The 8456-nt window shown below is 47.2% G+C and carries 4 protein-coding genes; 3 read left to right on the top strand and 1 reads right to left on the bottom strand.

The window, feature by feature from the left end:
• Window positions 1-306: 306 nt before the first annotated feature.
• Window positions 307-1584 carry a ribulose bisphosphate carboxylase small subunit gene (locus QUB08_RS17580; RefSeq protein ID WP_333225909.1) on the bottom strand — a complete coding sequence of 426 codons (1278 nt, stop codon included), beginning with the start codon at window positions 1582-1584 and terminating at the stop codon, window positions 307-309.
• Between the two features lie 128 nt (window positions 1585-1712).
• Between QUB08_RS17580 and QUB08_RS17575 the strand changes: the two genes are divergently transcribed.
• The 3 genes from QUB08_RS17575 to QUB08_RS17565 all read left to right on the top strand — a co-directional run bounded on the left by QUB08_RS17575 (window position 1713) and on the right by QUB08_RS17565 (window position 8362).
• Entirely contained in the window at window positions 1713-2984 is a 1272-nt protein-coding gene (locus QUB08_RS17575) for an aspartate aminotransferase family protein (RefSeq protein WP_333225908.1), read from the top strand.
• 454 nt (window positions 2985-3438) lie between these two features.
• Entirely contained in the window at window positions 3439-4665 is a 1227-nt protein-coding gene (locus QUB08_RS17570; RefSeq protein ID WP_333225907.1) for a transposase, read from the top strand.
• Between the two features lie 40 nt (window positions 4666-4705).
• A complete protein-coding gene (locus QUB08_RS17565) occupies window positions 4706-8362 on the top strand; it encodes a CHAT domain-containing tetratricopeptide repeat protein (RefSeq protein ID WP_333225906.1) in 3657 nt (1218 codons plus the stop codon).
• Window positions 8363-8456: the final 94 nt, after the last annotated feature.

The following is an 8456-nucleotide window of genomic DNA, read 5'->3' as shown; positions in this document are numbered from 1 at the left end:
ATCATGCAACAGTAGCTGTAGGGTGCGTCGCCCTAGAAAAATTATCAAAAAAAGCGACTATCTCACAGCGACGCACCTTACTGTAAAGCGCGCATTAGTTTATACTAATTCTAAAAAATCATGCAACAGTAGCTGTAGGGTGCGTCGCCCTAGAAAAATTATCAAAAAAAGCGACTATCTCACAGCGACGCACCGGTGCATACCGTCTTTCAGGAAACAAACCAAAAATTCATAACTGTTGCAAAATTTTGGAGAAGTGGTATAATTTGTAATTTGTCAGGTGCGCCGAAGAGCACCCTACTTGAACTACTTTTCAGGCCGCTGAATAATTGTTTCAACTACCCGCCGCTTCACTTTTGGATCGATACCAATCAGCCGCACGTATTCGCCGCCGTGTTCCGCCAAACAAGTTTCTAAAGATGCAACCACATCTTTTTCCTGTGCAGTTTGAATCGTGGCGCAACTTTGCCAAGAACCAGTTTTAAATCGGCGATTATCTGCATATTCCATGCCAATTTTGCAGCCTCTTCCTAATAACTGCTTTACTTGTTCCAATACCTCAGAACTCAGCCGCGCCGCATGACCGTTACCACCTTCAGAACTTGGCTCGACGTAAGCCTTATAATATTTGGATGACGGGTCGTTTAATTGACTTTGCGTGGGTTCAGCAGCAGGAACATTGGCGCTTCCTGGAACGTTAAACAGGCGCGATTGGTTGTATTCATCTACTAAGCGCATTTCCTGAATCCGCTTTTGTTGACCCACCATCAAACTGCCCATTTCTAATAAATGAGCGAGGCTGAAATTCGGGTTCTGGAAATCTGGCGCTGCTTCCAAAGTGTTTACCAAACGCTTAGAAACTCGCTCAATTCCTATTTTGTGAATAAATTCACGGATTTGTTCGTCATAAATGCGCGATCGCAAAGCGCTAAAAAAGTCGATCGACTGATCGATAAAATTATCAACTAACCCCACAATTTCGGTTTTTGACAATTTGTCAGACTCAAAAATTCCCCCAACAATCCCAATTTTATCATCCCGGCTCGGTTCCCAATAAAACTTTTCCATCCGCCCGTCGCGAATCAGTGGCGCGTACAGCGTAGAAAAGTCATTTCCGGTGACAATAATCGGCACTCGGTGCAGCGGCGTGCTGTCATAACTTCCCGGTAACTGCACGTTAGTTGGATTGTCAGCAATATTCATCAGAGTCGCATTGACCATCTGAGTATTGACAGTATATTGAGTAGTAGTATCGAACCTGCCAGCACCGGCATCCAAATCGTTAATAAAGATGGCGCACATCTCGCCGCGCACCCGAATTTGCTCCGCCGCTTCCCGGTAGCGCAAGCGAATTAAACGCGCCGGATCTCCTGCATCCGGGCTTTCTAATTCCCCGCCAGATATCATCACTGGTTCAAAGCCCATCCGCCGAAAAACCAGCTCGGTTTGAAAAGTTTTGCCTTCTCCTTTGCGGCCGTGAATTCCCAAAATTAGGGGAACTCTTACCCCGGGCAAATTTAAAAAGTTCTTAGTGACGTGCACCGCAACTTTATCGAGAAAGTTAGGAGAAATGTAATAACTCATCAGTAGATTTGTGAGGGATTAATTGATGTTACTGTTATGATTTTATGACAAAACTAACAGCCTGCACCGCTAACCTGGATTTTTACCGTACAATCGAGGTCTACATATTATGTGTTAAGGAGCGATTCGTGAGTCCAGAAACCTTATTAAAAGAACCAACCGTGCAAGCCGAAGCCAGTCCCTTCAGTTCTGAGAGCTTCGACAGCTATGTAATGACGACTTACGGGCGTTTTGCGATCGCCCTAGAACGGGGCCTCGGCTGCCGCGTTTGGGATACCGAGGGCCGCGAATATCTCGATTTTGTGGCGGGTATTGCTACCTGCACTCTGGGACACGCCCACCCGGCAATGATTGCAGCGGTAACTCAGCAAATTCAGACCCTGCACCACGTTTCTAACCTTTATTATATCCCCGTACAGGGCGAGCTGGCAAAGTGGCTTGTAGACCATTCTTGTGCGGACAGAGCCTTCTTTTGCAACTCCGGCGCGGAAGCTAATGAAGCGGCAATTAAACTCGCCCGCAAGTACGCCCACGAAAAATTAAATATCTCGAATCCGACAATCATTACCGCCGTTGCGAGTTTCCACGGGCGGACTTTGGCGACAATTACGGCAACGGGACAGCCTAAATATCAAAAGGGTTTTAGCCCTTTGGTTCCCGGATTTCACTACGTGCCCTACAACGATATTAGTGCGATCGAAAGTGCGATCGAGCAACTCGACAAAGACGAACGCCAAGTAGCTGCAATTATGCTGGAAGCGCTGCAAGGCGAAGGCGGAGTTCGCCCCGGAGATATCGCCTACTTCCAGCGCATTCGGGAAATTTGCGACGAAAAAGGCATTTTGCTCATTCTCGACGAAGTGCAAGTCGGGATGGGACGCAGCGGCAAATACTGGGGTTACGAAAACCTCGGCATTGAACCGGATATCTTTACGTCTGCCAAAGGATTGGGCGGCGGTATCCCGATCGGCGCTATGCTGTGCAAATCTTCCTGCGATGTATTTGAACCGGGAAGTCACGCCAGCACATTCGGCGGCAATCCTTTTGCTTGCGCTGTCGCTTTGTGCGTTTGCCAAACTTTAGAAGGGGAAAACCTTCTGGAAAACGTGCAGCAGCGCGGGGAACAGTTGAAAGCAGGGCTCAACAAGTTGGCGGCCGCATATCCGCATTTAATTGCTGAGGTGCGCGGCTGGGGTTTGATTGTCGGAATGGAATTGCAAGCTGACATCGAACTGACATCGGCGGATATCGTCAAATCTGCCATCGCCGCAGGAGTTTTGTTGGTTCCAGCAGGGCCGAAAGTGCTGAGGTTTGTCCCGCCGCTGATTGTCTCTGCTGCTGAAGTCGATCGAGCTCTGCAGGCAGTGGAGTCAGCCTTGCGTTCTCAAGCGGTACAGTAAAATCTACGGAGTTGATTTTTGTTAACTGTAGCGCTGAAACTCGCGCAATATCATAGATAACTCGCTTAGTCGAGGACACACTCTTCCTCAGAAACCGAGTTTCTTTCGAGATTTCTCGTTACCAAACCCAATAGTTTCCCAGAAGCCCGGTTTCTTAGCGTAAGTCCGATCAGAGTAAAAGTAAACCCGTCCCGCTGCAAGTCTGTCGGGGCGGGTTTGTCAAATTTAGATAGAACTCTCTGTGAATCCTGGTTTAACTATTTCGCGCCCTTCCAACTCAACTGAGTACCGTTATAGTGGGAAGGGCGGGTGACGACGATTGCATCCTCAAGTAATTTTGGGGAGCTCTTTCAAGAGAGAAAATATGTAATCCTCGTCACAAAATTTTTCCGTAATGCTTTGATCATCAACTGTATATTGTGAGAGAATAGAAGAACCAAGGAGGTGATGTTGATTGCTACACAAGGCTATCCAAGTTCGTTTGTATCCTACCCAAAATCAACAAATACAAGTAGCTTCAACTTTTGGGGGTGCGCGTTGGTGGTCTAATTATGGTCTAAATAAATCAATTGAAGTTTATAAAAAAACTGGTAAAGGACTTGGCTGCTTCGGGTTCAACACACTTTTACCGACTCTCAAAAAATTAGATAAAAGTGGAGGGTTAGGTGAGTTTTACCGCAAATTTTTGCTATTTACTACGCTCAAGTTAACCACTGCCTACAAACTTTTTTTTGAGGGATTTGCTGGGTTTTATAAGTTCCCATCTCAAGATAAAAAACAGTCATTTCAGTATCCTCAAAACGTCAAATTTGTAGGGGTTACTAGGATTTTCCGCTATAGGCAAATAACTAAGCCCAAAATAAATAGATATAGATTAAGTGAGGGTAAAATTCATAATTCAATTATTAGTAAAAAATATTCAGGGAAATATCTTGCATCTATACTGACTGAAATTAAAGCTGAGAGCCAGACAACAAAAGAAGGTAGGATTGCGGGCATTGATTTAGGATTGAAATACTTTGCTGTCCCGGATGATGAAAAAGTATCTAAATATGACTTTAATGCTAAGCATTTTGCCAAGCATGAGAAGAACTTGAAGCGCAGGCAGCAAAAGTTAACAGACCAGCAGAAAAAAAGTAATTCTGAATACAAATATAGAAAAGCTGTGACCAAGGTATGCGAACGGTTTAGGAATTGGTGGCAAGATTTTCTACAGAAACTTAGTTATAAGTTGGTCAGCGATCGCCTCGCGGTCATAGTAGAAAAATTTCATTTCTGGGACATGATTCGCAATTCCAATTTGGCGAAAGCAATATCAGATGAGGTTTTGGGAAGTTTTACCAACTTCTTAGCCTACAAGTTGGAACGCAAAGGCGGGAACTTAGTCGAGATTGATAGAGGGGTTTCCAGTTCCAAACTCTGTTCTAATTGTTTCCATCCAATGACCGAGATGCCATTAGATATGAGGAAAGGGACTTGTCCTCACTGTGCTACCGATCGCGATCGGGAGGGGAACGCAGCGATAAAGATGAAAGCAGAAGGTATCAAAATACTAAAGACGGAAGGTTCAGCCGTTTCGGCTTTAGGAGGCGAGGTAAGACCAAAGCTGGGACGAAAGTCTCAGCTAAGGTACTCGCCTATGAGTACAGAAGCCCCTACTATATTCGGTACTACGATTTAGGGGTGGGTAGTTCACTTGGTTGCAGGGAAGCAGCGCTCCTATGGTTAATAGTTTGGCGGAATGCACGATGGATGAACAGCGTCGCAAAACAGATGTTAATATGCTCCAAGCGCTGCTGGAAAATCCTGGGGACTCAGGAATAGATTTGATTTTGAGGACGAACCCAAAGTCGATAGACTTTGGGTTCGTGCAAACGCTTTATTTGGAAGAAGTGGCACTGACGCGAGAAAGCTTGCTGAAAGCTGCAAAATTTTTCCAAAGGGCGATCGCACCCTTAGAATCTGCAAAAGGGAATTATAAATTGCCCGCAACCGGGGCAGCATATCTGGCTTTTTTAGCAGAAGTATTGCAGGCAGTGGCGCGCGGCGCTGATTCGCAGCACCTGTACTCGCTGCTGAGAAACAATTTAGATAAACTCGACCAGAATTTCGCACAACTGCTGCGCTGCTGGGCAAATTTGGTGTTTTCTGCTGCCAAAGAATCGGAGACTAGGCGCATTGCAGCCTTAATCGGCAATCTGAGCAACAAAATTGGGCGGTTTCCCCTCGGCAGCAAGGCTCATAACTTGGAAATCGAAATTGCTGGTTACGAAACAGTTGCTAAGGTGTTTACCCGCAAAGAATTTCCCCAAGAATGGGCGGTGATGCAAAACAATCTGGGCAATGCTTATAGCGATCGTCCCAAAGGTGATAAGGCTCAAAATATCGAACAGGCGATCGCTTGCTTTGAAAATGCCCTACAAGTACGCACTCCCGAACAGTACCCGGAACAGTGGGCGACGCTGCAAAACAATCTGGGCAACGCTTACAGCGAACGTCTCAGGGGATCTCCGGCAGACAATCTAGAACAGGCGATCGCCTGCTTTGAAAATGCCCTGCGAGTTCGCAGCCGCGAGGCTTTTGGGCAAGAGTGGGCGAGCACTCAAAACAATCTCGGCCGTGCTTACAGTCGGCGGCTGCGGGGCAACCGAGCCCAAAATCTGGAACTGGCCGTCGCTTGCTACCAGAATGCTTTGCAAGTCTACAACCGCAAGGTGTTTCCCCGGCGTTGGGCAACAACTCAAAATAATTTGGCAAATGCTTACTGCGAGTTGCAGCAGGGCAACCGAGCTGAAAATCTAGAATACGCGGTTACGTGCTATCAGAGAGCTTTGCAGGTGCGGACTCGGGAAGCTTTTCCGCTGCAGTGGGCGACAACTCAAAGGAATTTGGGCAGGGTGTTTGTCGATCGCATCAAAGGCGATCCGGTGGAAAATTTGGAAATGGCGATCGTCTGCTATCAAAATGCTTTACAAGTCTACACCCGCATTAAATTTCCCGAAGTCTGGGCTTCGATCCAAACTTACCTCGGTAGGATATACAGTCGGCGGGTGAAAGGGGAAAAAGCCGAAAATTTGGAAATGGCGATCGTCTGCTATCAAAATGCTTTGCTATTTTGCAACCGCCAAAAAACTCCCGAACGCTGGGCAATTCTGTGTGCCTACCTCGGCCGCGCTTTCTGCGAACACCTGAAAGGGGAAAAAAACCGCAATCTCAAAAGCGCGATCGCCTGCTATCAAAATGCGGGCGAAGTCTACACCAGGCAGGCATATCCCAACCGCTGGGCAATGCTGCAAATTTATCTCGGCAGGGCTTATTCGCAACTGACAGAGACGGAAAACTTGTCCCACATGGAAAGCGCGATCGGCTGCTATCACAGTGCCTGTCAAGTCTACACTCGCGAAACCTATCCCCACCGCTGGGCTGAAATTTTATTTTATTTAGGTCAAGCTTACCGAGTTCGAGGCGACTTGCTTCGCGCCTACGGGGTTTTTACTGCTGCTGTCGATACTGTGGAATTCTTGCGTTGCGAAGTTGGGGTTGATACAGTCGATTTTGGCGATCGGACGAGTACCGCAAAAGTCAAATTAACCCGCACCTGGGCTGGACTCTATAAATGCCTGGTGCAAGTTTGCCTGGAACTCGGCGCCACCCAACCTGAATATTACGCTAAGGCTCTGGAATACGCCGAACGCCACAAAAATCGGAATTTGGTAGAACTGCTGGTTAAATGCCACTTGACTCCGAAAGCCGAAATTCCTGCAGCGGTGCGAAGCGAGTTGGAGTCGCTGCAACAGGAAATAGCGGGGGAACAGCGGCACCAAGAACAGGGAGAACCTGAGCCGAACACGACCTTGATTTCTGAGGGCGATAGCCAAGGTTTGAGCAGCGGTTCTCTACTGCCGAACTCGGACTTCATGCACTTAAATCAATTGTGGAAGCAGTTTGATAGGTTGATTGCGCGGGAGGTGCAGGCAAACGACCCTTTCTTCAGCCTAGCTCACAAAGTTGAACCGATCGCTTTCGAGCAAATTCGCCAATTGTTGCCTGATGACAATTGCGCTGCTGTGGTGTGGGCGAGTTTGGGGGAGTTGCTGGTTGCTTTTGTGGTGGTAAAGAGTGCACAATATCCCGCCGTTCACCTGTGTTCGTCGGAAAATGCTTTGGCTGCCGAAAGTTGGGGTCAGGAGTACCTCACCGCTTATTCTGAACAAAAAGGTCGCTGGATCAATCATCTCCCGACTCGCCTCAAACGCTTGGCTACGATGCTGGAAATCGATCAAGTGGTGGCGCTGATTCCCGATAATTGCGATCGGCTGATTTTTGTGCCGCACCGATTTTTGCACGCTTTGCCACTCCACGCTTTGCCTTTGGCGGGGAGAGACGGGTTTGAGGATGGTGGGGGAATTTTTAGGTCTGGGTGGAGCGATCGCAGCGGTTTTGAGGTGGAAACCTACAGCCTTTCGGATTTTTCTCAAAGTTCGTCTTTTGGGGACGTTGCAGCGCCTGCTGCTTATTTGATCGATCGATTTGCCGGAGGAATTCGCTATGCTCCTAGCTGTCAGCTATTGCTGTTGAGACAAAGTGCACACGGAGCGGCTATTGGTAGGTACAAACCCGGTTTGCAGCAGCTTTTGGCAATTCCAACTTTCACCAGAGATGCGTTCTACAGCAACATTGAAATTGGCAAGATTTCCCAGTATTTTGCCAGTACAGAAGTTGTGCGCCATAAGCCGGCAATTAAAGAGGCTTTTTCCCAAGAAATCTCTGCTAATAATGGGGATTTGCCCCAACAAATAGGGCAGTTGCAGCATAAAAAATGCGCTCATTTTGCTTGTTTTAGTTTGCTTAATTTGGCTTGTCCACTGAAATCCGCAGTGTTTTTGAGGAATGATTCTCTGAGTTTGGAGGAAATTTTTAATCTGGATTTTAGACAATATTTTTTAGTTACTTTATCGGGTTGCGAAATTGCCGCTGGCGGAGTTAGCGGTGCTGGAGGAGATTTTGTGGGTTTGTCGGCGGGTTTGTTGTATGCTGGCACGTCTAGTGTGGTTAGCAGTCTTTGGAAGGTGAACGATGTTTCTGCCCTGCTGTTGACGAGCAAGTTTTATGAAAATCTGGGACGGTTTTCTCGGTTGCAGGTGGGAGATGTGGCGATCGCCCTGGGGGACGCTCAAAGGTGGCTGCGGGATTTGACTAGCGAGGAATTGGAGGTGTTGCTGGCGGATTTTCAACCTCAAATTTCGCAAATGTTCGATCGGCTTTCTCAAAGTTCTCGCCTGATTGCGGAGGCTTCTTTGCAGCAAATCCGCAACCGCAAACCCTATCCTTTTGCCAATCCTTATTATTGGGCGGCTTTTACTGCTGCTGGGGTTTAGTGATTAGTTATTAGTTATTAGTGATTAGTCATTAGTCATTAGTCATCAGTCAACAGTCAACAGTCATCAGTCAACAGTCAACAGTCATCAGTCA

Origin of the sequence: Microcoleus sp. BR0-C5 (assembly GCF_036705045.1) — a bacterium.
Classification (GTDB): Bacteria; Cyanobacteriota; Cyanobacteriia; order Cyanobacteriales; family Microcoleaceae; genus Microcoleus.
The sequence above is the reverse complement of the archived record's forward strand: the minus strand, read 5'-3'. Positions and strand labels throughout refer to the sequence as shown.

Excerpts from the sequence above, each read along its gene's own strand:
- QUB08_RS17565 (WP_333225906.1), top strand. The coding sequence starts at position 4,706 with ATGGTTAATAGTTTGGCGGAATGCACGATGGATGAACAGCGTCGCAAA.
- QUB08_RS17580 (WP_333225909.1), bottom strand. The coding sequence starts at position 1,584 with ATGAGTTATTACATTTCTCCTAACTTTCTCGATAAAGTTGCGGTGCAC.